Source organism: Streptomyces albireticuli (assembly GCF_002192455.1).
Taxonomy (GTDB): Bacteria; Actinomycetota; Actinomycetes; order Streptomycetales; family Streptomycetaceae; genus Streptomyces; species Streptomyces albireticuli_B.
In genome coordinates, this window is sequence record NZ_CP021744.1 from 4,828,813 (window position 1) to 4,853,229 (window position 24,417).

General features: G+C 73.9%; 14 protein-coding genes and 1 pseudogene. 9 read left to right on the forward strand and 6 right to left on the reverse strand.

All coding sequences use genetic code 11. The features are described from left to right. Positions 1-98: 98 nt before the first annotated feature. Together SMD11_RS20840 and SMD11_RS20845 are read left to right on the forward strand one after the other, a co-directional pair. Positions 99-5,111, forward strand: coding sequence for an NAD-glutamate dehydrogenase (locus tag SMD11_RS20840; RefSeq protein ID WP_087927888.1), 5,013 nt, complete (start codon positions 99-101; stop codon positions 5,109-5,111). Between the two features lie 84 nt (positions 5,112-5,195). Then, positions 5,196-6,392 carry a hypothetical protein gene (locus tag SMD11_RS20845; RefSeq protein WP_159395335.1) on the forward strand — a complete coding sequence of 399 codons (1,197 nt, stop codon included), beginning with the start codon at positions 5,196-5,198 and terminating at the stop codon, positions 6,390-6,392. On the opposite strand, the gene SMD11_RS20850 is transcribed toward SMD11_RS20845, so the two are convergent. Then, on the reverse strand, positions 6,320-6,826 hold the full coding sequence (locus SMD11_RS20850) for a GtrA family protein (RefSeq protein ID WP_087930634.1): 507 nt from the start codon (positions 6,824-6,826) through the stop codon (positions 6,320-6,322). The genes SMD11_RS20845 and SMD11_RS20850 overlap by 73 nt on opposite strands. Positions 6,827-7,173: 347 nt before the next feature. Between SMD11_RS20850 and SMD11_RS20855 the strand changes: the two genes are divergently transcribed. After that, a complete protein-coding gene (locus SMD11_RS20855; RefSeq protein WP_087927890.1) occupies positions 7,174-8,253 on the forward strand; it encodes a sugar phosphate nucleotidyltransferase in 1,080 nt (359 codons plus the stop codon). Positions 8,254-8,480: 227 nt separating this feature from the next. After that, the gene (locus tag SMD11_RS20860) at positions 8,481-9,287 is read left to right on the forward strand and encodes a polyprenol monophosphomannose synthase (RefSeq protein WP_087927891.1); all 807 of its coding nucleotides are present in this window, start codon (positions 8,481-8,483) and stop codon (positions 9,285-9,287) included. A 951-nt stretch (positions 9,288-10,238) separates the two neighbouring features. Here SMD11_RS20860 and SMD11_RS37085 read toward each other — a convergent pair. Then, positions 10,239-10,481 (reverse strand): hypothetical protein, encoded by a 243-nt coding sequence (locus SMD11_RS37085; RefSeq protein WP_159395336.1) that lies wholly within the window; start codon positions 10,479-10,481, stop codon positions 10,239-10,241. Between the two features lie 554 nt (positions 10,482-11,035). Between SMD11_RS37085 and SMD11_RS20870 the strand changes: the two genes are divergently transcribed. From SMD11_RS20870 to SMD11_RS20880, 4 genes and pseudogenes are all read left to right on the forward strand, one after another. After that, complete coding sequence (locus SMD11_RS20870; protein WP_234366103.1) at positions 11,036-12,430, forward strand: glycosyltransferase family 87 protein; 1,395 nt, start codon at positions 11,036-11,038, stop codon at positions 12,428-12,430. An 87-nt stretch (positions 12,431-12,517) separates the two neighbouring features. Beyond that, a pseudogene (locus SMD11_RS36475) lies at positions 12,518-12,988 on the forward strand (glycosyltransferase family 2 protein); the annotation flags it as partial. 989 nt (positions 12,989-13,977) lie between these two features. Continuing rightward, positions 13,978-15,384, forward strand: a complete 1,407-nt coding sequence (locus tag SMD11_RS36480; RefSeq protein ID WP_234366104.1) for a CDP-glycerol glycerophosphotransferase family protein — start codon at positions 13,978-13,980, stop codon at positions 15,382-15,384. A gap of 1 nt (position 15,385) precedes the next feature. Beyond that, positions 15,386-16,597 carry a glycosyltransferase gene (locus SMD11_RS20880; protein ID WP_234366105.1) on the forward strand — a complete coding sequence of 404 codons (1,212 nt, stop codon included), beginning with the start codon at positions 15,386-15,388 and terminating at the stop codon, positions 16,595-16,597. Positions 16,598-16,851: 254 nt separating this feature from the next. Here the strand turns inward: SMD11_RS20880 and SMD11_RS20885 are convergent, their stop codons facing one another. Next, the gene (locus SMD11_RS20885; RefSeq protein ID WP_234366106.1) at positions 16,852-18,621 is read right to left on the reverse strand and encodes a glycosyltransferase family 2 protein; all 1,770 of its coding nucleotides are present in this window, start codon (positions 18,619-18,621) and stop codon (positions 16,852-16,854) included. A 160-nt stretch (positions 18,622-18,781) separates the two neighbouring features. Here SMD11_RS20885 and SMD11_RS20890 point away from each other — a divergent pair, with 160 nt between their 5' ends. Continuing rightward, a complete protein-coding gene (locus SMD11_RS20890; protein ID WP_324614759.1) occupies positions 18,782-20,623 on the forward strand; it encodes a glycosyltransferase family 39 protein in 1,842 nt (613 codons plus the stop codon). Positions 20,624-20,666: 43 nt separating this feature from the next. Here SMD11_RS20890 and SMD11_RS20895 read toward each other — a convergent pair whose 3' ends face one another. The 3 genes from SMD11_RS20895 to SMD11_RS20905 are packed head-to-tail and all read right to left on the reverse strand — an operon-like array spanning position 20,667 to position 24,337. Continuing rightward, a complete protein-coding gene (locus SMD11_RS20895; RefSeq protein ID WP_087927893.1) occupies positions 20,667-21,548 on the reverse strand; it encodes a carbohydrate ABC transporter permease in 882 nt (293 codons plus the stop codon). Then, a complete protein-coding gene (locus tag SMD11_RS20900) occupies positions 21,545-22,948 on the reverse strand; it encodes a carbohydrate ABC transporter permease (RefSeq protein WP_087927894.1) in 1,404 nt (467 codons plus the stop codon). The genes SMD11_RS20895 and SMD11_RS20900 overlap by 4 nt, the downstream gene beginning before the upstream one ends. Before the next feature lie 15 nt (positions 22,949-22,963). Continuing rightward, positions 22,964-24,337, reverse strand: coding sequence for an ABC transporter substrate-binding protein (locus tag SMD11_RS20905; RefSeq protein ID WP_087927895.1), 1,374 nt, complete (start codon positions 24,335-24,337; stop codon positions 22,964-22,966). Positions 24,338-24,417: the final 80 nt, after the last annotated feature.

The window sequence follows — 24,417 nt, forward strand, 5'->3', positions numbered from 1 at the left end:
TTCCGGCATAACGTCGAAGACGACCGGAGACCCCGTGTCGTGGCGTGATGCCTCCACCACCTATGTCACGCAACGGCGCGCGACAGGAGCCAGAGGACATGCAGACCAAGCTGGACGAAGCCAAGGCCGAGCTGCTCGAACGGGCGGCTCGCGTCGCTGAGAACAGCCCTGCCGGGGGGCAACAACCGACTGGGCCGAAGGGCGAGGGAGGCCTCGACCCCGAGACCCTGACCGCGTACCTCCAGCGCTACTACCTGCACACCGCGCCCGAGGACCTCAGCGGCCGGGACCCGGTCGACGTCTTCGGCGCCGCGCTCTCGCACTACCGGCTCGCCGAGAACCGGCCGCAGGGCACCGCGAACGTGCGGGTGCACACCCCGACCGTCGAGGAGAACGGCTGGACGTGCAGCCACTCCGTGGTCGAGGTCGTCACCGACGACATGCCCTTCCTGGTCGACTCCGTCACCAACGAGCTCTCCCGGCAGGGTCGCGGCATCCACGTCGTGATCCACCCGCAGGTCATCGTCCGCCGTGACGTCACCGGCCGCCTGCTGGAGATCATCGGCTCCAACTGCGACGCCCACGGCAACGGCAAGGACGCCGAGCTGCCGCACGACGCCGTCACCGAGTCCTGGATCCACGTCGAGATCGACCGGGAGACCGACCGCGGCGACCTCAAGCAGATCACCGCGGACCTGCTCCGGGTCCTCTCCGACGTCCGCGAGGCCGTCGAGGACTGGGCGAAGATGCGCGACGCCGCGCAGCGCATCGCCGACGGCCTGCCCGCCGAGCCGACCCCGGCCGACGTCCCCGCCTCGGAGCTCGAGGAGGCCCGCGAGCTGCTGCGCTGGCTCGCCGCCGACCACTTCACCTTCCTCGGCTACCGCGAGTACGAGCTGGCGAAGGTCTCCACCGAGAGCGGCGAGGAGGACGTGCTCAGCGCCGTCCCCGGCACCGGCCTCGGCATCCTGCGCTCCGACCCCGCGCACCACGACGAGGGCCACCACGCGGGCCCCGGCCACGCCCACCTCACCGGCCCCGCGTCCCCCTCGTTCAACCGGCTGCCCGCCGACGCCCGCGCCAAGGCCCGCGAGCACAAGCTGCTCGTCCTCACCAAGGCCAACAGCCGCGCCACCGTGCACCGGCCCTCCTACCTCGACTACGTCGGGGTGAAGAAGTTCGACGCCGACGGCAACGTCACCGGCGAGCGCCGCTTCCTCGGCCTGTTCTCCTCCGCCGCGTACACCGAGTCGGTGCGCCGCGTGCCCGTCGTCCGCCGTAAGGTCGCCCAGGTCCTGGCCGACGCCGGCTTCACCCCGGACAGCCACGACGGCCGCGACCTGCTCCAGATCCTGGAGACGTACCCGCGCGACGAGCTGTTCCAGACCCCGGCCGACCAGCTGCGGGCCGTCGCCACCAGCGTGCTCTACCTCCAGGAGCGCCGCCGGCTGCGGCTCTTCCTCCGCCAGGAGACCTACGGGCGCTACTACTCCGCCCTGGTCTACCTCCCGCGCGACCGCTACACCACGGGCGTCCGGCTGCGGCTGATCGACATCCTCAAGGAGGAGCTCGGCGGCACCAGCGTCGACTTCACCGCCTGGAACACCGAGTCGGTCCTCTCCCGGCTGCACTTCGTCGTCCGCGTCGAGCCCGGCGCCACGCTGCCCGACCTCACGGACGCCGACGTCGAGCGCATCGAGGCCCGCCTGGTCGAGGCCGCGCGCTCCTGGGCGGACGGCTTCGCCGAGACGCTGACCGCCGAGGTCGGCGAGGAGCGCGCCGCCGAGCTGCTGCGCCGCTACGGCCAGGCCTTCCCCGAGGGCTACAAGGCGGACCACAGCCCCCGCGGCGCCGTCTCCGACCTCGGTCACCTGGAGAAGCTGACCACGGCCGGCGGCGACCGCGACTTCGAGCTGAGCCTCTACGAGCCGGTCGGCGCGGGCCCCGGCGAGCGCCGCTTCAAGATCTACCGCACCGGTGAGCCCGTCTCGCTCTCCGCCGTCCTGCCGGTCCTGCACCGGCTCGGCGTCGAGGTCGTCGACGAGCGCCCGTACGAGCTGCGCTGCGCCGACCGGACGACCGCCTGGATCTACGACTTCGGTCTGCGGATGCCGGACCGGACCGAGGGCGACGACGCGCGCGGCCGCTTCCAGGAGGCCTTCGCGGCCGTCTGGACCGGCGAGGCGGAGAACGACAACTTCAACATGCTCGTGCTGAAGGCCGGCCTGGACTGGCGCCAGGCCATGGTGCTGCGGGCCTACGCCAAGTACTTGCGGCAGGCCGGTTCGCCGTTCAGCCAGGCGTACATGGAGGACACCCTCAGCACCAACGTCCACACCACGCGCCTGCTGGTCAATCTGTTCGAGGCCCGGATGTCGCCCGCGCTCCAGCGGGCGGGCCGCGAGCTGATCGACGGCCTGATGGAGGAGCTGGACGGCGCCCTGGACCAGGTCGCGAGCCTGGACGAGGACCGCATCCTGCGGGCCTTCCTCACGGTCATCAAGGCCACGCTGCGCACCAACCACTTCCAGCGCACGGCGGCGGGCACGCCGCACCCGTACCTGTCGATCAAGCTCGACCCGCAGGCCATCCCCGACCTGCCGGCGCCGCGCCCCGCGTACGAGATCTGGGTCTACTCCCCGCGCGTCGAGGGTGTGCACCTGCGCTTCGGCAAGGTCGCGCGCGGCGGTCTGCGCTGGTCCGACCGGCGCGAGGACTTCCGCACCGAGGTCCTCGGCCTGGTCAAGGCGCAGATGGTGAAGAACACCGTCATCGTGCCCGTCGGCGCCAAGGGCGGCTTCGTCGGCAAGCGGCTCCCGGACCCGTCCCTGGACCGCGACGCGTGGCTGGCCGAGGGCATCGCCTCGTACAAGACCTTCATCTCCGGTCTGCTCGACATCACCGACAACATGGTCGGCGGCGAGGTCGTGCCGCCGAAGGACGTCGTGCGCCACGACGGGGACGACACCTACCTGGTGGTCGCCGCCGACAAGGGCACCGCCACGTTCTCCGACATCGCCAACGAGGTCGCGGAGTCCTACGGCTTCTGGCTGGGCGACGCCTTCGCCTCCGGCGGCTCGGCCGGCTACGACCACAAGGGCATGGGCATCACCGCCCGCGGCGCCTGGGAGTCGGTCAAGCGCCACTTCCGGGAGCTGGGCCACAACACCCAGACCGAGGACTTCACGGTCGTCGGCGTCGGTGACATGTCCGGTGACGTCTTCGGCAACGGCATGCTGCTCTCCGAGCACATCCGCCTCGTGGCCGCCTTCGACCACCGGCACATCTTCCTCGACCCCACGCCGGACGCGGCCGTCTCCTACGCCGAGCGCCGCCGGCTGTTCGAGCTGCCCCGCTCCTCCTGGGCCGACTACGACACCTCGCTGCTCTCCCAGGGCGGTGGCATCCACCCCCGCACGGCCAAGTCGATCCCGGTCAACGCCCAGGTGCGGGCCGCCCTCGGCATCGAGGCGGGCGTCACCAAGATGACCCCCGCCGAGCTGATGAAGGCGATCCTCAGCTCCCCGGTCGACCTGCTGTGGAACGGCGGCATCGGCACGTACGTGAAGGCGTCCACCGAGTCGCACGCGGACGTCGGCGACAAGGCGAACGACGCGATCCGCGTCGACGGCCAGGACCTCCGGGTCAAGGTCGTCGGCGAGGGCGGCAACCTCGGTCTGACCCAGCTCGGCCGGATCGAGTTCGCGCTGTCCGGCGGCCCGGAGTCCACCGGCGGCCGGGTCAACACCGACGCGATCGACAACAGCGCCGGCGTGGACACCTCCGACCACGAGGTGAACATCAAGGTCCTGCTGAACAGCCTGGTCATGGACGGCGACATGACCGTCAAGCAGCGCAACAAGCTCCTCGCGGAGATGACGGACGAGGTCGGCGAGCTGGTCCTGCGCAACAACTACGCGCAGAACACGGCCCTGGCCAACGCCGTCGCCCAGGCCCCCAGCCTGCTCCACGCCCACCAGCGGATCATGCGCAGGCTGACCCGCGACGGGCACCTGGACCGGGCCCTGGAGTTCCTGCCCAACGACAGGCAGATCCGCGAGCGGCTCTCGACCGGCCGCGGCCTGACCCAGCCCGAGCTGGCCGTCCTGCTCGCCTACATCAAGATCACCACCGCCGAGGAGCTGCTGGGCACCGAGCTCCCCGACGACCCGTACCTGGAGCGGCTGCTCTACGCGTACTTCCCGGAGGCGCTGCGCACCTCCTACGGCGAGCAGATCGACACCCACGCGCTGCGCCGTGAGATCGTCACGACCGTCCTGGTCAACGACACGGTCAACAGCGGTGGTTCGACCTTCCTGCACCGTCTGCGCGAGGAGACGGGCGCGTCGCTGGAGGAGATCGTCCGGGCGCAGACCGCGGCCCGGGAGATCTTCGGCCTGGGCCGGGTCTGGGACGCCGTCGAGGCCCTGGACAACACCGTCGCCGCCGACGTCCAGACCCGGATCCGGCTGCACGGCCGCCGGCTGGTCGAGCGCGGCACGCGCTGGCTGCTCAACAACCGCCCGCAGCCGCTCCAGCTGGCCGAGACCATCGAGTTCTTCCGGGACGGCGTGGCCGCGGTCTGGTTCGAGCTGCCCAAGCTGCTCAAGGGCGCCGACAGCGAGTGGTGGCGCGACATCCACGACGAGCTGGTGGCGGCCGGGGTGCCGGACGACCTGGCCGTGCGGGTGGCGGGCTTCTCCTCCGCCTTCCCGGCGCTGGACATCGTCGCGGTCTCGGAGCGCACCGGCAAGGAGCCGCTGGACGTGGCCGAGGTGTACTACGACCTCGGGGACCGGCTGCACATCAGCCAGCTGATGGACCGGATCATCGAGCTGCCGCGCGCCGACCGCTGGCAGTCGATGGCCCGTGCCTCCATCCGCGAGGACCTCTACGCGGCCCACGCGGCGCTCACGTCCGACATCCTCTCCGTCGGGAACGGCGCCTCGACGCCGGAGGAGCGCTACCGTGCGTGGGAGGAGAAGAACGCCGCGATCCTGGTCCGCGCGCGCACCACGCTGGACGAGATCCGGGGCTCGGACGCCTTCGACCTGGCCAACCTGTCGGTGGCCATGCGGACGATGCGGACGCTGCTGCGTACGCACAGCTGACGCCTGAGTGAACTGAGGGCGGCCCCGGGGCGAAATCCCCGGGGCCGCCCCTTTTGTCTGGTTGGATCGTGTTAAGAGAGACGGATGAAGGTCGTCTCTCGACCGGAACCCGCCCCGGTGCGCCGGCGGGTCGTCCGGTCCTGGTTCCCCGCCCCGACGCGCCGGGAGGCGGCCCTCGCGGCCGTCCTCTACCTCGCGGTCGCCTCCGTCGGCTTCGCGACGCTGCTGCTGGTCAACCACCACCTCGGGCGCGGGGTGGGGGAACTGCTGCACCGCTGGGACAGCGGCAACTACCTGCACATCGCGGGGCACGGCTATCCGCGCGAGATCGTCTACCGCGACGACGGCGCACCGGCCTTCAGCAGGCTCGCCTTCTTCCCGCTCGTACCGGGGCTGATAAGGGGCGTGCACCTCCTCACCACGCTCCCGGTGGCGTACGCCGGGGTGGTGGTCTCCTGGTGCGCCGCCGCGGTGGCCGCCTCCGGCGTGTACGTGCTCGTGCGCGCCATAGGCGGGCGCCCTGGCGCCGGCTACGCGTGCGTGGCGCTGTGGGCCTGCTCGCCGTACGCCTTCGCGCTGTGGGTGCCGTACTCGGAGGCGGTCTTCAGTGCCGCCCTGGTGTGGGCGATGGTCGCCCTGCTGGCGCGGCGCTGGCTGGCCGCCGCCGCGCTGTGCGTGGTGGCGGGCGCCGTCCGGCCGACAGCCTCGGTGCTCATCGGCACGGTCGTCCTGGCGGCCGGCTGGGCGGTGGTGCGGCGCCGGGACGGCTGGCGGCCGTGGGCCGCGCTGGCCCTGGCGCCGCTCGGGCTGCTGGGGAGCTGGCTCTTCCTGGGCGGCAAGGTGGGCCGGGTGGACGGCTGGTTCGAGGCCGAGCGCGCCTGGGGGCAGTCGTTCGACTTCGGCCGGGGCACGGCGCGCTTCCTGAGGGACGTCCTGCTCTACGACCGCGCCGGCCGGGTCTCCGACGTGCGCGGCGCCGTGGTGCTCGGCCTGGTGGTGCTGACGGCCGTCGCGGTGCTCGCCCTGGCGCTGGACCGGAGCGTGCCGTGGCCACTGGTGGTGCTGCTCGCGGGGGCGTGGCTGCTGATGGTCGGCACGCCGGGCTCGCCCTTCTCCAAGCCACGCTTCATGCTGCCGTTCCTGCCGGTTCCGCTGCTGTTGGCGGCCCGTCCGCTCGCGCGTGCTCGGCTAGGGGTGCGGGTGTGTCTCTACGGTGGAGGTGCGGTGGTCTCGGGGTGGTACGCGGCGGGGTTGCTCGTGTTGTTCGAGGGGTCGCCGTGATGCGAGGGGTCGTCGGGACCGGGCTGGGCGTGCCGCGGCAGCGCTCTGAACACCCAGGCGCGGTAGGACCAGAAGCGGAACAGCGTGGCGGCCCCGATGCCCAGGAACTTGAACAGGTTGTTCTGGAACGGGGTGTCCCAGCCGAACCCGTAGGTGGCGATGTAGAGGACGCCGTTCTCGATCACCAGGCCGACGGCGCTGAAGGCGGCGAAGAGCGCGATCTCCCGGCTGCGGTGGCTCTTGTCGCGGTCCCGGTAGGCGAAGTGGCGCAGTCCCAGGTAGTTGAAGGCGATGGCGACCAGCGTCGCGATCACGCTGCACCGGACGACCGGCAGGTCCGTGGCCGTGCGGCAGATGTTGAAGACCGCGAGATTGACGAAGATGCCCAGGCCGCCGACGGTGCCGAACTTCGCGAACTCCCTCCCGAGGGCCAGCAGCCGCGCCGGGCCGGAGGCGGGTGGGCCGTCCGGGGCCGTCCGCGTCGGCGGGGCTGTCGGTGTCGCGGGGTCCCCCGGCTCTTCGGGGGTCCCGGGTGTCCTCGGTCGCAGGGGTCGCAAGGGCCTCTCCCGATACGTTCGCCACGCAAAGCAGGCATTTTCCAGCAGAGAATAGATTGTAGTGTAAATTGCCGCGAAAACTGACAAAACGGTACAGCGGTAATGGTGACGGTACCCGTGGCGGTGCCTTCGGAGAAGCCGACGGCGGGGCCGGTGGGAGCGCCGGTCGCGGTGCCGGTGGCAGGGCCCGCGGTGACAGCGACGACAACGGCGAGGACAGTGGCATGACAGAGGCGGTTCTGCTCGTCGGCGGCAAGGGGACCCGGCTCCAGCCGCTCACCCTCACCACGCCGAAGCCGATGGTCCCGGCCGCCGGGGTGCCCTTCCTCGCCCACCAGCTGGCCCGCGCCAGAGCCGCCGGCGTCCGCCACGTCGTGCTGGCCACCTCCTACCTCGCCGAGGTCTTCGAGCCCTACTTCGGCGACGGCTCCGCCCACGGCCTGCGCCTGACCTACGTCACCGAGGACGTACCGCTCGGCACCGGCGGCGCCGTCCGCGCCGCGGCGGACGCCCTCACCTCCGGCCCGGCCGACCCCGTGCTCGTCCTCAACGGCGACATCCTCACAGGGCTCGACCTCAGGGGTCTGCTGGGCCGCCACGAGCGGGCGGCGGCCGACGTCACCCTGCACCTCACCAGGGCGGAGGACCCCCGGGCCTTCGGCCTGGTGCCCACCGGGCCCGGCGGGCGGGTGCTGGCCTTCACCGAGAAGCCGCGGCGCCCCGAGGAGCTCGTCACCGACCAGGTCAACGCGGGCGTCTACGTCTTCCGGCGCGAGGTCATGGACACCATCCCCACGGGCCGCCCGGTCTCCCTGGAGCGCGAGACCTTCCCCGGGCTGCTGGCCGCCGGCGCCCTGCTGCACGGCGTCGTCGACACCTCGTACTGGCTCGACCTCGGCCGCCCCGCCTCCTTCGTGCGGGCCTCGGCCGACCTCGTGCGGGGCGTCGTCCGGTCGCCCGCGGTCCCCGGCGAGCCGGGCGAGTTCCTGCTGCTGCCCGGCGCCCGTGTGGAGGCCGGGGCGCGGCTCGGCGGCGGCACGGTCGTCGGCGCCGGGGCCCATGTCGCGGCGGGCGCAGAGATCGACGGGTCCGTCGTGCTGGACGGCGCCCGGGTCGGGGAGGGGGCAAGGATCCACGCCAGTATGGTCGGCCGGCAGGCCAGGGTGGGCCCGCGGACCGTGCTGGACGGCGCGGTGATCGGCGACCACGCCGGGGTCGGCGCGGACAACGAACTCCGCGACGGCGCGCGCGTCTGGTGCGGCACGACCATCCCCGACGCCGCCATCCGCTTCTCCGCCGTCTGACGGGCCGGCATGGCGAACGGCCCGCCTTACGGACAACGCTCACCTTGACGAACCAGCTCACCTTGACGAACCAGCTCACCGTGACGAACGCAGCTCACCTTGACGAACGACCGTAAGGGCGACGGCCGCCCTTACGGGTGACGCCCCCACCGCACCCGCGGCACCGTCCCCGTACGGAACCGCCCGATCCCGGGAAACCCACCGGCCACACCGACAAGGACAGGCACATGAGCGCACATCACAGCCCCGCCGGCCCGCCGCTCCCGGAGGAGTGGGGACGCACCGCGACCACCGTGGTCATGCCCACGTACAACGAGGCGGACAACCTCCCGGCGATGGCCGAGGCGCTCATGTCCCTGCCGCTGGAGGGGCTGCGGCTGCTCGTCGTCGACGACAACAGCCCGGACGGCACCGGCAAGATCGCCGAGGACCTCGCCGAGCGGTACAACACCCCGGACCGCACCCGCGTGGCCGTCCTGCACCGCACCGCCAAGGACGGCCTCGGCCGCGCCTACGCCGCCGGGATGACCCGCGCCGTCGACGAAGGCGCCGCGTACGTCCTCCAGATGGACGCCGACGGCAGCCACCCGGCGGGCAAGGTCGCCGAGTTGCTCGGCGTCGCCCTCGCCACCGGCGCGGACGTCGTCGTCGGCAGCCGCTACGTGCCCGGCGGCACCCTGTCCGACGCCTGGAGCGCCCACCGCAGACTGCTCTCCCGCTGGGCCAACGCCTACGCCAGCACGATCCTGGGCACCCGCGTCCGTGACATCACCAGCGGCTTCAACCTCTGGAGCGCGGACGCGCTGCGCGCCATCGACCTCCACACCGTCGGCAGCGCGGGCTACAGCTTCCAGGTCGAGATGAAGTACCGCGCGCTGCGCGCGGGCCAGAGCGTCCTGGAGGTGCCGATCCACTTCGAGGACCGGACCGTCGGCGAGTCGAAGATGAACCTGGCCGTCCAGCTCGAATCCGTGGCCATGCCATGGCGGCTGCGCGCGAGGGCCGCCCGTGCTTCCGGCCACCGCGCCCGCTGAGCGCGTGACCCCGACCGCCACCGGGGTCCCTCCGCCCGGCCCGCGCGCGCCGCGTGCCGCCGTCTCCGCCGCCGCCCTCCTGCCGGCCGTCCTCCTCCTGCTGATGGTCGTCCGGCTGCCGTGGTCCGGCGACCTGGGGATGCACGCGGCGGTCCTGGAGCGGCTGCGCGCCGACCTCTTCCACCCGGGCAACCCGCTGGTCGACGAGGACACCCCGAGCCCGTACCACTCGCCGTGGATGGTCCTGCTGGCGCTCCTCGCCTCGGCGACCGGCCTGGGGACGTTCTCCGTGCTGCGGCTGGCGGCGCTCGTCGACCTCGTCCTGCTCGTCTCCGGCGTCGCGGTGTTCGTGCGCACCTTCACTCGGGAGCGGGCGGCCGTCCCGCTGGCGCTGCTGTGCCTGCTCTGCCTGTACGGCGTGCGGCTGTTCGCGTGGAGCGGGTTCCCGGGGCTCACCTCGCTCTGCCTGGCCCTCGCCTACCCGAGCACGTTCGCCCTCGGGCTCGCCTTCCACCTGTGGGCACTGCTGCGCCGGGCCGTGGCCGGTGCCTGGCGGACGCCGGCCTTCCTGGGACTGGGGCTGCTGCTGGCCTGGGTGCTGCTGGCCCATCAGTTCACCGGCGCGGTGGCCGTGCTCGGCGCCGTCGCGATGCTGCTGGGCGCCCGGCCGTGGCCCGCCCGCGCGGTGTGGCTGCGGGCCGGTGCCGGGGCGGCCGTCGCCCTGGTGGTGCCCGCCTGCTGGCCGTACTACTCCTTCTACGCGCTGCTCGGTACGGGTGGTCTGGACGCCATCCACCGGCCGCTCTACGCCCATCTCACGGCGAGGTTCTGCCTGGTGCTGCTCGGGGCCGCCGCCCTCGCCGCGCGTGCGTCGCGGGACCGCCGCGATCCGCTGGTGCTGTTCTTCGGGCTGGGGCTCGTCGTGTTCGCGGCCGGCGGGGTGACCGGCCATCAGGCGTGGGGACGGATCCTGCCGGCCGTCCTGGTGCCCGCCCAGGTGGCCCTTGCGCTGGAGACGGCCCGGCGGGCCGCCCTCGTCCCGCTGACGGCCGCCGCCCTGCTCGTCGGCGCGTGGACGCAGGCCGGGGTGCTGACGTACGTGCTGCGACCGGCCGCCGTGCCGCCCGTCCTGCGGCAGGTGCGCGCGGTCGCGCTCTGGCCTTCGTTCGCCTGGGCGGCGCGCGAGGTGCCCAAGGGGCAGACGGTGCTGACCGACGACTACTACGCGCTGCGGATGCTGCCCGCCTACGGCGCGTACACCGTCGCGCCCGCCTACCCCGATGTCTTCCTCCGCGACGAAGGGCGCCGGTGGGAGGCGACCCACCGCTACTTCGCCGCGGCGACCTCCCGGGCCGAACGGCTCGGCATCCTCAAGGAGTACGGCGTGCGGTGGGTGGTGCAGAGGAACGGCGGTCCGGGGCTGGCGCCGGGCGATCCGGTGCTGCGGAGGGTGGCCTCGGGGCCGCGGGGGCTGGTGTTGTGGGAGGTGGTGTCGGGGCGGTCTTCCGGGGTGCGGCGCGTGCCGGGAGCACGGGGAGCACGGGGGGTGTCAGGGGTTCCGGGGGTGCCGAGCCGGTCGGGGCCTTGGGGTTCTCCGGTGCTGCTGGTGGCTTCGGGGGCTCTGGGTTCTCCGGTGCTGCCGGTGACTTCCGGGCCTCCGGGTCCTCCGGGGCTGCCGTTGGCTCCTGGGCTTCCGGGTCCTCCGAGGTCCTCGCGGCCTCCGCCGACCGTGCCCCGGCGGGTGTCCGGTGAGCGCGCCCGACGCCGTCGGCCGCTGGCTGCGCGGGCGGGCACCGTGGCCGGTGCTGGTGGCGGCGCTGGTGGTGTGCGCGCTGGACGTGGCCCGGGTGATGGAGAGCCCGCGCGTGGGCATGGACAACGCCGTCGTGGTGCGCGCGGCCGAGACCCTTCTCGACGGCGGCTCGCCGTACGCGGACAAACGGTTCCTCTATCTGCCGGGCGCCGTGTTCGCGGCGGTCCCCCAGACGGCGGTCGCCGAGCGGGTGCTCTTCTACGCCGTCCCCGTGGGCACCGCGCTGCTCGTCCTGGTGGGCGTGGCCCTGGCCCTGCGGATCTTCGACGTCCGCGCGGACAGCCGGCTGGCGGTGGCCGTCATCGCCGGGCTCGGGGTGTTCCTGCCGTTCCACGGACTCGTCCACCTCGGCAACTGGACGGTCGTCTCCGCCGTCGCCTTCCCCGCCGCGCTGCTGCTGGCCCGGCGGGAGCGCTGGTGCGCGGCGGCGGCCGTGATCGGGGCGGCGATAGCGCTCAAGCCGATGCTCGTGCCCCTCCTGCTGCTGTTCGTCCTCGCCCGGCGGTGGCGGGCGCTGGCGGTGGCCGTGGGCGTGCCCGCCGTGGTGTCGACGCTGTCGGCCCTGGCCATGCCGCGGCCGGGGCTGTTCTTCACCCGGACGCTGCCGTTCCTGCTGCACGGTCAGGACGCCTACGCACGCCCGTTCGACGCCTCGTGGCCGGCCGTGCTGCCCCGGCTCGGGGTGCCGCAGCCCGTGGCCTTCGGGCTGGCGGTGCTGGCCGCGGGGGCGGTGCTGCTCTTCGCCCGGGCCCGGTGGCGGGCCGGGGGGAACGCCGAGCTGCGGCTGGTGGAGTGCGCGTCACTGCTGATGCTGGCGGCGTTCCTGGTGTCCCGGCCGTCGTTCCTCCACTACATGCTGGTGGTGCTGCCGTCGCTGGTGGCGTCGGTGGTGGTGCGTGGTGCCGCGGCGCGGTCGGTGTGGTTCTGGCTGGCGCTGCTGCCGCAGTTCATCGGGGTGCACTGGCCGTACCTGGAGGGCTCGCGGCGGCACGCCTTCAAGGACATCGTCATGATCACCGGGGTCGCCGGGGCGCTGTGCCTGCACACGTGGCGGGGGAGGGGCGGACTTCCCGGAGAGGTGGCCGACGAGGGGCCGGACCGGGCCGGCGAGGAGCCCGGCCGGGTCGGCGAGGGCTCGGGCGGGGTCGGCGAGGAATCCGGCCGGGCGGCCCGGGAGGGCGGCACCGGGGCCGTCGACGGGACCGCGGGTGGGGCCGCGGAGAGGGCCGACGCCGCGACCGCCGACGAGGTGACTGTCAGTGGTCACGTCTACTCTCTTCGTAGTGACCGCGATTCGACGAATCGCGCCGATCGCTCGGAAATGAGGTGACTTGTGCCCACCGCACGCCCTGTCCCCGGCCCGGACGTCACCGTGGTCGTGATCGTCTACAACGACGCGGAGCGGCTGCCGCGCGCCGTGCGATCCGTGCTCGGCCAGTCGCTGCGCAACCTCGAAGTGATCATCGTCGACGACTGCTCGACCGACGCCACCCGCGCCACCGCCCGCCGGCTGGCCGCGTCCGACCGCCGGGTGCGCTGTCTGCGCCTGCCCGTCAACAGCGGCGGCTGCGGCGCCCCGCGCAACGCCGGCATCGAGGCCGCGGCCGCGCCCCATGTGATGTTCCTGGACAGCGACGACGAACTGCCGTACCACGCCTGCAAGTCGCTGCTGCTCGCCGCCGAGGAGACCGGCGCCGACCTCGTCACCGGCGAGGTCACCCGGAATTTCGAGGAGACCGGCACCACCGGCCTGTGGTACCCGGAGCTGTTCGGCGACGTCCGGGTCGTCGACGGCATCCGCGCCGCCCCCGAGTACTTCCTCGACCACCTCTCCACCAACAAGCTCTACCGCGCCGACTTCCTCGCCCGTCACCGGCTGCGCTTCCCCGAGGGCGTCCACTACGAGGACCAGCTGTTCTCCGCCCAGGCCTTCACCCTCGCCCGCACCTTCGCGGTCGTCCCCTGGCCCGTCTACACCTGGTGGCTCGCCGCCGACCCGGACCGGCTGTCCATCTCCTCCAGCCGGCACCGCATCCGCAACGCCATGGACCGCGTCCTCGCCGCCCGGCTCATCGACGCCTTCCTGGAGGAGAGCGGCAACGCCGACCTCCGCCCCGCGAAGGACGAGAAGTTCCTCCGCCACGACCTCCGCCTCTACCTCGGCGACCTGCCCTTCCGCGAGCTGTGGTGGATCACGGAGTTCGCCGCCGTCGTCACCCCCTACCTGCGCACCCTCGCCCCCGAGGCGCTCGCCGCGATGCCGCGCGAGCAGCGCGTCTGTCAGTACTTGCTGGAAGCGGGCCGGTTCGCCGAGGCCGCCGAGTGCGCCCGCACCCTCGACCGCCCGCACCTCGCCCCCCGCCACGTCGTCCGGGAAGGCGGGCGCGTGTACTGGGGGCGGACACCCCCCGAGGGCCCCGAGGCCGCCGCCGGCCTCGACGTCACCGACTGGCGCCTGGACGAACAGCCCTTCACCACCGGTCCGTTGCGCCACGAGGTGGCCCGCATCGACCCAGCGGGCCCCCTGCTGCGCGTCCTGCTGCACACCTACGACCCCGCCCGGCTGCTCGCGGGCACCGAGCCGGTCACCGCCGAACTGCGCATCGCCACCACGGCCGAGCCCCTCACCGTCCCCTTCCGCTACGACCCGCCCCACCTCGGCCCGGACGGCACCCCCGGCCCCCGCACCGCCGAGATCGACCTCGACCCGCGCCGCATCCCCCTCGGCGTCACGGGTTTCCGGGGCCGCCGCCACCCCGTCGTCGTGCTCGAACGGATGGGCCTCACCCGCACCGACCCCCTCCTCGCCCCCGCCACCCTCCCCCGCTGCGCACCCGCCTCCCGCAGTACGGCCCGCTCGGCGCCCACAGCGTGCGGATGGGCTGCGAGGGCCACGGCGCCGGCCGGCTCGAACTCACCTGGGAGCGCACCGGCGCCCTCGGCCGCGCCGAGACCGCCGCCCCCCGCCTCCGCCCGGCCCGCCGCCGGGTCCAGCGGCTCACCCGCCGCGTCACCGGCCCCCGCGCCAAGGCCCTCACGTACCACGAGCTCCAGCGCCTTCCCGTGGACGACACCCTCGTCGTCTTCGAGGCCCTGGAAGGCCGCGGCTACGCCGACAGCCCCCGCGCCCTCCACGAGGAGATCCTGCGGCGCGGCCTCCCGCTGCGCGCCGTGTGGTCCTGCGCCGGCCCCACCTCCTCCTACCCGGAGGGCGTGCCCCTCGTCCGGCGCGGCAGCTGGGAGTACGTCCGCACGCTCGCCCGCGCCCGCTACTGGATCGACTCGCACGGCTTCCCCACGCTCTACGGCAAACGGCCCGGCACCCGCTATCTCCAGACCTGGCACGGACAGGCCCTCAAACACATGGGCTTCGACGTCCCCGAACTCCGCCTCGCCGGCCCCGAGCGGCAGCGCCGGCACCGTGAGGCCGTCGGCCGCTGGGACGCCCTCATCGCCCCCAGCGAGGAGTTCGAGCGCACCTTCGTCCGGGCCAACGGCTACACCGGCAGGCTGCTGCGCACCGGCCTGCCTCGCAACGACGCCCTCGTCCGCTGGAACGACCCCGAGCAGCGCGACCGCGCCGCCACCGCCCGCGCGCGCCTCCAGGTCCCCGACGGCCGCAAGGTGCTCCTCTACGCCCCGACGTTCCGCGACGGCGCCCGCGGCACCGGTGAGTCCGTCCGGGTGGACCTCGCGGAGCTGGTGCGCCGCACCGGCGAGGAGTGGACGGTCGTCGTCCGCCCGCACTACTACGAACGGTTCGCCGTGCCCCGCGAGCTGGGCCACGCCGTGCGCGACGGACGCCAGTTCCCCGACCTCAACGACCTGCTGCTCGCCTCCGACGCGCTGCTCACGGACTACTCGTCCGTGATGTTCGACTACGCCAACCTCGGCCGTCCCATCCTGCTCTGGGCCGACGACTACGCCCACTACCGCTCCACCGCCCGCGGCCTGTACTACGACCTGCCCGAGATCGCCCCCGGGCCCATGCTCACCACGGTCGGCGAACTGGCCGCGGGGCTGGCCGACCTGGGCGCGCTGCGGGAGGAGTGGGCGGGGGCGTACGGAAGGTTCCAGGCGCGGTTCAACCCGTACGAGACGGGGCGGTCGAGCGGGGCCGTGGTCGACCTGTTCTTCGAGGAGCTCGTCTCCCCGGGCGGGGCGGTGGACGAGGAAGCGACCCCGGATCCGCCGGCCGACGAGCGGGCGGCCACACCTGTCGGCTCGTCCGCCGGACCGGCTTCCGGACCACTTCTCGGGCCGTCCGCCGGGGGGAGGGGCTGACGTGGGCACTCGCGACCTCTTCCTCGTCGGCATCGACGTGGACTCCATGGGCGGTTCGCAGCGCGTGCTGCACACCCTCGCCCAGGGCTTCGCGGAGCGCGGCCACCGCGTCGATCTGATCGGCATCCGCCCCAGCCCCGAGCCCCACACGTTCGTCGCCGACCCCGGCTACCGGCACACCACCCTCTATGCCGAGCCGCCGGCCCCGCCGTGGCGGGCCGAGTCCTTCGCCGAGCGGCTGAACCCGGCCCGGGTGCGGGCCGCGCGCTCCGAGCGGCGGGAGCGGGACCTGGCCCGTGAGCGGCTGGCCCGGCGGTTCGCCGCCGCGCGGGAGGGCCTTGTCCTCATCGGCTCGCCCTGGGCGGCGGTCTGGCTGGAGGCGGTGGACCGGCCGCATCTCAGGGGCATCGGGCAGTACCACGAGTCCTTCCTCCAGGCGTGCCGCTCGGAGAACCTCCGGCTGATCCTCCGGCACTACCCGGAGCTGGAGAAGTCGGTGTTCCTGAGCGAGCCCGACGCGGCGGAGTTCCGCCGCATGCGGCTGCCGAACGCGACGGTGATGCCCAATCCGCTGCCGTTCACGCCCGGTGAGCCCGCGCCGCTGGACACCCGGCGGGTGGGCGCGGTCGGCCGGCTGGAGGAGGTCAAGCGCCTGGACCGGCTTCTCGAAGCGTTCGCCGGGGCGACCGGGGCGACCGGGGCGACCGGGGGGACCGGGGGGACCGGGGGCGGTGAGTCCGGTGGTTCCCCGGGGCCGGCCGGTGGCGACGGCTGGGAGCTGCACTTCTTCGGTGACGGTCCGCTGGAGCCCGAGCTCCGGGCGCGGGCCGAGCGGCTCGGCGTCGCCGGCCGGGTCCGCTTCCGCGGCAGCGTGCGGGACATGGCCGCCGCCTACCGGGAGCTGTCCGTCGTCGCCCTCACCAGCGAGCGCGAGGGCCGGCCCATGGCCCTCGCGGAGGCCTCCGCCTCGGGTGTGCCGTGCGTGAGCTTCGACCTGTCGGGCGGCGTCCGGGAGCTCGTCGTGGACGGCCGCACGGGCACGCTCGTACCGCCCGGCGACACGGCCGCGTTCACCGGGGCCCTGCGCGCGCTGATGACGGACGGCGCCCTGCGGGAGCGCTACGGGCGGGCCGCGCGTGAGCATGTGGCGCCGCTGCGGCTGCCGGCGGTGCTGGACCGGTGGGAGGCCCTGTTCGAGGAGATCGACCGGTAGCGCGGCCGTCGCGGGACCGGGGTCAGGGGGAGCGGATGCGAGGGGGCGTCAGGGTGGGAGCGGAAACAGGAACGGGAGCGCGAGCGGCGCGGCGGACAGGGGCGCGGGAGCGGTTCCGGGCCGCCCGGACCGCCGGTGGTAGCTGTCCGCCGTGGGCGTGGCCGCTACGGGCCCTGTGCGGACGGATCGCCGCGCGCGTCCCCGCGGTCCTCGCCGCGTCGCTCTGCGCCTCGGTGCCCAGGGGCGCCGCCGTGCTACCGGGGCGCGCCGCCCGGTCGCCTCACCGTCCGGCGCAGCCGGCGCAGGGCTATGCCGGCGGCGGAGCGCATGCCCGGCGCCAGGCGGAGGGTGAGGGAGCCCGCCGCCGTGGCGTGCGGCCGGACCAGCAGCAGGCCGAAGCGCGGGCTCGGCACGGCGGTGCGGCGCAGGGCGCCCGTGGCGCGTACGGAGGTGCGGAAGGAGTCGCCGGACGCGCACCGCACCTGGACGCGGATGTCCCAGGACTGCGGGTCGGCGCCGGAGCCGTCACGGCGGCCGAGCGCGGCGAGCGCGCCCAGGCCCAGGACGGCCCTCGCCGTCCACGAGGCCTCCCCGGCGGTCCCTTCCGGGGTTTCTTCGGCGGCCCCTTCGGCGGTCCCTTCAGGGATCTCTTCGGTAGTCTCTTCGGCAGTCTTTTCGGTGGTCAGGGGTATGTTCCGCCGCAGCGTGGCCGAGCCGTCCCGGCGACGGAGGGTGAGGTCGACGGTGCGCGGCGGGTCGGCGGTCAGCCGCCCGTAGAGGTCGTGCACGCGCAACCGCAGTTCGGCGCGGGGGCCGCGGCAGGGGAACGCCGCCGCGCCCAGCTCCCCGTCGACGGCCACCGGGAGATGGGCGGTGGGTACGGCCGCCGGGCCGGTGAGGCCGTCCAAGGCGGCGCCGGGGAGGTCCGGCGCCCAGACCGGGGCGCCGTCCGCCGTCGCGTACGGCGGCAGCAGCCGCGGCGGGCGGGCGGCGAGCTGGGCCAGGCGGTCCAGGTCGCGCGGGGCGTCGGCGGCCAGCACGGCGCGGGCGATCCAGCGGGCCGGCGGCCGCGCGGCCCGCAGTTCCGCCTCCTCGTACGTGCCGAGGTGGTCGCGGGTCACCCGCCACCACTCCGCCCGGTAGCCGGGCCCCCGCGCCGGCAGTTCGCGGACGTACATGCGCAGGTCGTGGTCGAGGAACTTCACCCGGGCGGCGCGGGCGAGCGGCTCGCTGCCCGCCTCGCGGAAGACCTCCACGCTCCGCCGGTGGGCCCGCACGCGCGCCTGCCAGTTGGCGACGCGCTCGCGGTCCAGGGAGATCGAGGGGGCGGCCGCGTCGCGCCGCACGTGCCAGAGATAGACCGTGTCCGGGACGGTCGCCACGCGTGGCAGGGCCGCCAGCACCCGGGCCGTGAAGACGAAGTCCTCGTAGATGAAGGGCCCTTCGGGAAAGGTGATGCCGTGCTCGGCGAGGAAGGCGCGCGCGTACAACTTGTTGACGCAGAGCGTGTCGTGGAGGAGCGCCGGCCGGTGCTCGGGGGAGCGGTGGACGGCGGCCCGCCGGTAGAGGCCGGGCTGCCAGCGGGTGTCGCGGCCGCTCGGGAGCTCGCGGCGGACGCACAGGCCGGCCGCCACAGGCGCGTCGTACCGCAGGGCGGCGCGCAGGAGGGCCGCCGCCGCGCCCTCGGGAAGCGTGTCGTCGCTGTCCAGGAACATCACGTACGGCGCGGTGGCGACCCGCAGGCCGTCGTTGCGCGGCGCGCCGCAGCCCCCGCTGTTGACGGTGCGGTGGATCACGCGCAGACGGGGTTCGCGGGCGGCCAGCTCGTCCAGGACCGGGCCGGTGCGGTCGGTGGAGGCGTCGTCGACGGCGACGACCTCGGCGACGGCCGGCCCCTGGGCGAGGGCGGAGCGTACGGCGTCGGCGATGTGCGCGGCGTCGTCGAAGCCGATGACGACCACGCTGACCTGCCCGGGGGGCACGCCCGGTGCGGGCTCCGGGGTGCCGCTGTCACACGCCTCCATAACAGACATTTCTACCTAAATAAGCACACTTGTAAGGTGCCCGCAGGCATTCGGAGCATCCGAGGCATCAGAGGTATCCGCGGCGCCCGCGGCATCCGAGGCGCCCGAGCGGTCCGAGACATCCGAGACATCCGAGACGCCTGGGGCAGTCATGCGGCCCGTGGCTGAGCGTGGCGGGCGGCGGGCAGCGGCGGCCGTGCCCGCCGGCCCGGCCCGGACGGCGGCGCCGTCGCCCGCGCGCCGTCGCCCGCTGCCGGTACGGCCGCCCGTCCTCGCCGTCGCCGTCCCCGCCGCCGTCATGCTCGTCCTCGGGCTCTGGGGCCTGGACCGGGGCACGATGTGGCGGGACGAGAGCGCCACCTTCCAGATCGCCCGTCGCTCCCTGCCCGAGATCGGGCACGCGCTCGGCACCGTCGACGCCGTCCACGGCCTCTACTACCTGCTGATGCACGCCGTACTCGCCGTCCGGGACGACGAACTCGCCCTGCGGCTGCCGTCCGTCGCCGCCTCCGCCGCCACGGCCGGGCTCGTCGGCGCGCTCGGCTGCCGCCTCGCCCGCCCGCGCGTGGGCCTGTGGGCCGGGCTGCTGTACGCCACCACGCCCTTCGTCAGCCACTACGCGCAGGAGGCCCGCTCGTACGCCCTGGTCGCCGCCGGGGCGGCGCTCGCCACCTGGCTGCTGGTCCGCGCCGTCGACCACGGCTCGGCGGGGCGCTGGGCGGGCTACGGCGCGGTGGCCGCCGGGACGGCGCTGCTCCACGAGTTCGCCGTCCTGCTCCTGGCCGCGCACGCCGTGACCCTGCTGGCCTCCCGGGTGCCGTGGCGCACATGGCGGGCCTGGGGGTGCGCGGCGGCCGGCTGCTGCCTCGCGCTGCTGCCGCTGGTGATCGTCTCGCGGGCGCAGAGCGCGCAGGTGTCGTGGATCAGGACGCCGGGGCGGCGGGAGGCGGAGGCGCTGCTGTACGCGTTCGCGGGGCCGGGGGAGCCGGTGCTGACGGTCACGCTGGTGCTGGCCGGGATCTCCCTGCTGGCACCCGTGGCGAGCCGGGGGAGGCGGGTTCTCTCCGCTGCCCGCTCCTTCTCGCGGCCGGGGGCGATCCCCCGGACCCCCGGGCCGCGCTCCGCGCCGCGCCCCCGGACGCCGGACGGGCCGGGTGCCGGCGCCCGCTCGATGTCGGCCTCCGCCGTCGGCGAGCTGGTCCTCCGCGTGTCCGGAGCACGATCCCGGGCGGCTTCCCGGCTCGTCCGGCCACTGAGGGCCGGAGTCCCCGTGTCGCTGAACGCCGTGGCGGTGCCGCTCGCGGTCGTGCCGCCCGTGCTCCTCTTCGGCGCCGCGCAGTTCCAGCCGCTGTTCCTCGACCGCTATCTGCTCTTCTGCCTCGCCGGGGTGCCGCTGCTCGCCGCCGCCGGGGCCGACCGCGTCCTCACCGCCCTCGCAGCCCTCAAGGCCCTCCCCGCCTTCCGGGCCCTCCCCGCCGTCCCGGCGCTGCGGCCGCCCGGGCCCCGGGTGGGGCGGCGGGCCGTGGCCGTGGCCGGGGCGCTGGCCGTCGTGGCGGCCTTCGCGTGCCAGCTCCCCGCGCAGCGGCGCGAGCGGCTGCCCGTCAGCCGAGGGGACGAGCTGGCCCCGGTCGCCGCCCTCGTCGGACGGCTGGCCGGGCCCGGTGACGCGGTGCTCTTCCTCCCCCTGCACGAGCGCCGCGTCGCCCTGGCCTACCCCCGGGACTTCACCGGCCTGCGCGACCTCACCCTCGCCCGGTCACCCGCCGCCTCCGGCACCCTCTTCGGCGAGGAGGTCACCGCCGGCGCGCTGCGCGACCGCCTGGCCGGGCTCCCCCGGGGCAGCCGCGTCTGGGTCGTGCAGGACACCGCGACCGTCGGCACCCGGTGGTTCCGCGCCCAGCGCGCCGAGTACGCCAAGACGACCGTGCTCGACGGGCTGTGCGAAGAAGGGGCCTCGGTCTTCGTGCGCGGGGGCGCGGTCACGCTCCGCATACGCCGGTGAAGCCGCGCCCCGCGCCCGCGACGGCCACCGCCACCGCACCGCCTCACTTCACCGCGCCCGCCATCACCCCGCTGACGAACTGCCGCTGGAAGGCGAAGAAGACCGCGAGGGGGACGGCCATGGAGAGGAAGGCCCCCGAGGCGAGGATGTCGATGTTGTCGCCGAACTGCCGCACCTGCTGCTGGAGCGCGACCGTGATCGGCGGGTTCCCGCTGTCGGCGAAGATCAGGGCGATCAGCATGTCGTTCCACACCCACAGGAACTGGAAGATGCCGAGCGAGGCGATCGCCGGGCCGCCCAGCGGCAGCACCACCCGCAGGAACAGCCGGATCTCGCCCGCCCCGTCCAGCCGGGCCGCCTCCAGCAGCTCGCGGGGGATCTCCGCGAAGAAGTTCCGCAGCAGGAAGACCGCGAACGGCAGCCCGAAGGCGGTGTGGAAGAGCACCACGCCCGGGGTCGACTCGAAGATGCCCAGGGAGTTGAAGAGCTTCGCGACCGGGATCAGCGCGACCTGCACCGGCACCACCAGCAGGCCCACGACGGCCATGAACCACCAGTCGCGGCCCGGGAAGTCGAGCCAGGCGAAGGCGTAGCCGGCCAGCGCGCCGACGAAGACCACCAGCACCGTCGCCGGCACGGTGATCAGCGCCGTGGTGAGGAGGGACTTCATCACCGTGTCGTTGGAGAAGAGGGTGCTGTAGCTCTCGGTGGTGAGCTGCGCCGGGTGGCTCAGCACCTTCCACCACCCCGAGGCCGCGATGTCGCCCTTGTCGCGGAAGGAGGAGAGCAGCAGCCCGACGGTCGGCGTCAGCCAGAACAGCCCGACGACGACCAGGAAGAGGCGCATCACGCCACCGCCGAGCCGCCCGGCGATCCGCGCCGGCAGCGACCGCTTGGCCCGTACGGCCGTGTCCAGGGTGGTCATCGCTGCCGCTCCTTCCGGATCCGCCTGAGGTTCACCAGCATCACCGGCAGTACGAGCACCAGCAGGAAGACGGCGATGGCGCTGCCGACACCCTGGTTGACGTCCGTGCCGAAGGAGGACTGGTACAGCTGGAGCGCCAGCACATTGGCGTTGTCGAGGCTCGCGCCGGGCGCGATGATGTAGACGAGGTCGAAGATCTTCAGCACGTTGATCATGAGCGTGACGAGGACGACCCCGAGGACCGGCGCCAGCAGCGGCACCGTCACCCGGCGGAAGACCTGCCACTCGTTCGCGCCGTCCACCCGCGCGGCCTCCAGGAGTTCGCGCGGCACGCTCGCGAGGCCCGCCGCGATGAGGACCATCGCGAAGCCCGCCCACATCCACACGTACGCGCCGATGATCGCCGGGGTGACCAGCGAGGGGCCCAGCCAGTCGACGCCGTTGTAGGGCGCGGCGAAGTTCGAGGCCGGCAGCGACAGCAGCGCGCCGTCCGCCGACGCGGGCAGGGTGAAGGTGCCGTCGGCGGCGGAGGTCGCGGAGGCGACGGTCCGGCCGTCCCTGACCGCCTCCACCGTGACGCCCTTCAGCGCCTTCTCGCCCGGGTCGATCACGCCCGGCTTCCCCCCGCCGCCCCGGGTGAAGTCCCGCCACACCGTCCCGGTGACCCGCCCGGCCGCCTCCCGGGGCGGGGCCGCGGCCTGCGCGCCCTTGAGGTCCTTGGGCTTCGCGCCCACCAGGGGCAGGACGGCCGGGGTGCCCGCCTTCACCACCGTCCGGGTGGTGAACGCCCCGCCGGCCCCGGTGAGCAGCCGGTCGTCCCTGGGGTGCGCCCCGGGGAACGGCGCGGGGGCCTTGAAGGTGTCGTGGACGCCCACCCACACGGCGTTCGCGACGCCGCGGTCGGGGTTCTGCTCGTACACCAGCCGGAAGATGATGCCCGCGGCGAGCATCGAGATCGCCATCGGCATAAAGACGACGATCTTGAATGCCGTGCCCCAGCGCACCCGTTCGGTGAGGACCGCGAAGATCAGCCCCAGCGCCGTGGCCACGGAGGGCGCGACGATCACCCAGATGACGTTGTTCTTGAGGGCCGTGCGGATCCGTTCGTCGGTGAAGACCTCGCGGTAGTTGTCGACGCCCGCGAAGCCGTCGCCGGAGGCGTCGAGGAAGCTGCGGTAGACGGAATAGCCGATGGGATAGACGACGAGGGCGCCGAGCAGCGCCAGCGCCGGGAGCAGGAACAGCGCGGCGACCCAGGCCCGGGTGCCCAGCGCGCTCCTGGGCTTCCTCCCGGAAGCGCCGGGCGGGCCGGCGGCGCCGGAAGGGCCGGAGGAAGGGGTGTCAGCGGGCGGGACGGGCGGCCCGGAGGCCGCAGCGCCGCCCGCGGAGGCGGTCGACATGATGCGGGGCTCCTGTCAGCTCTTGAACGCCTTGGCCGCGTCGGACTCCAGCTTCCGCTGGGTGCCCGCCACGTCGCCGGGGTTCTTCAGGAAATCCTGGAGATGCTTCCACTCGCCCTGGCCCGGCTTGCCGCCGAAGGAGGCGGGCGCCAGGTCGGACATGTCGAAGCGGAAGTCGTCGCCGGCCGAGACGAGGGCCTTGGCGATGGAACGGAGCACGTCATTGGGGTAGGCGGCCGGGTCGAGGTTCCTGTTGGCGGACAGGAAGCCGCCCTCCGCGGCCCACACCCGGGCGGCGTCGGCCGAGGAGAGGAACGTCAGCAGCGCCTGGGCGGCCGGCCCCTCCTTCAGCGCCACCCCCACGTCGCCGCCGGTCACCACCGGGGGTTTGGCGCCCACCGAGGGGAAGGGGAAGACCTTGGCGTCCTTCCCGATCTCCGCCCTGGCGGCGAGGATGTTGGCCGCCGCGAAGTCGCCCTCGAAGACCATGGCGGCCTTCGGCTCCTCGCCGCCGCTGAAGGTCTGGGTGACGGAGGTGGGGAACTGGGTCTGGATCGCGCCGTCGTTGCCGTCCGCCAGCAGGCCCTTGCCGCCGAAGAGCTGCCCCAGGCCGGTCAGGGCGTCCTTCACGGACGGGTCCGTCCACGGGATCCTGTGCTGCGCCAGCAGGTCGTACTTCTCCGGGCCCGCCTGCGAGAGGTAGACGTTCTCGAACCAGTCGGTGAGCGTCCAGCCGTCCGCCCCCGCCACCGACACCGGCGGGATGCCGTAGTCGGCGATCAGCTGCGCGGTGTCCAGGAAGTCCCGCCACGTCCGGGGCTCCTTGGCGCCCGCCCCGTCGAAGACCTTGGTGTTGTACCAGACGAGCGACTTGTTGCTGACCTTGAAGTAGACGCCGTAGCGCTTCCCCTCGTACGAGCCGAGGTCCTGCCAGCCCTTGCTGAAGTTCTTCGCCAGCTCCGCCGTCGCCTCGTCGCCGAGCGGTTTGAGCCATCCCTTCCGCGCGAATTCCCTGAGCACGCCCGGCTGTTGGAGCATCGCCACGTCGGGAGGGTCCCCGCCCGCGACCTTCGAGCCGACGAAGGACGACATGTCGTCGCCGCTGGGCACGAAGGCCACCTCGGCGCCCGTGCGCCGCGAGAACTCGTCCAGGACCTTGGTGAAGCCCTTCTGCTCGGCGCCCGTCCAGACCGCGGTGACCTTGAGCTTCTGGCCGTTGAGCTTCGGGAGCCGGACGGTGTGCGGGACGACGTCCGAGGAGCCGGGTGCCGGAACCGGGCTTCTCCCGCCGTCGTCGCTGCATCCCGCGGCCGTCAGGGCCAGGGCCCCCGCCGCGATGAGTGCCAGGGCACCGCGCGCCCCCCGCACCGTGCGAAGCGATGTACGCATTGCCGCCCCTCCCGTACGAGCCCCCGATGGGCGGCCGCAGCGCGCACCGGCCCGGCGTGCGGCCCGCCTCCCCGTGCGAC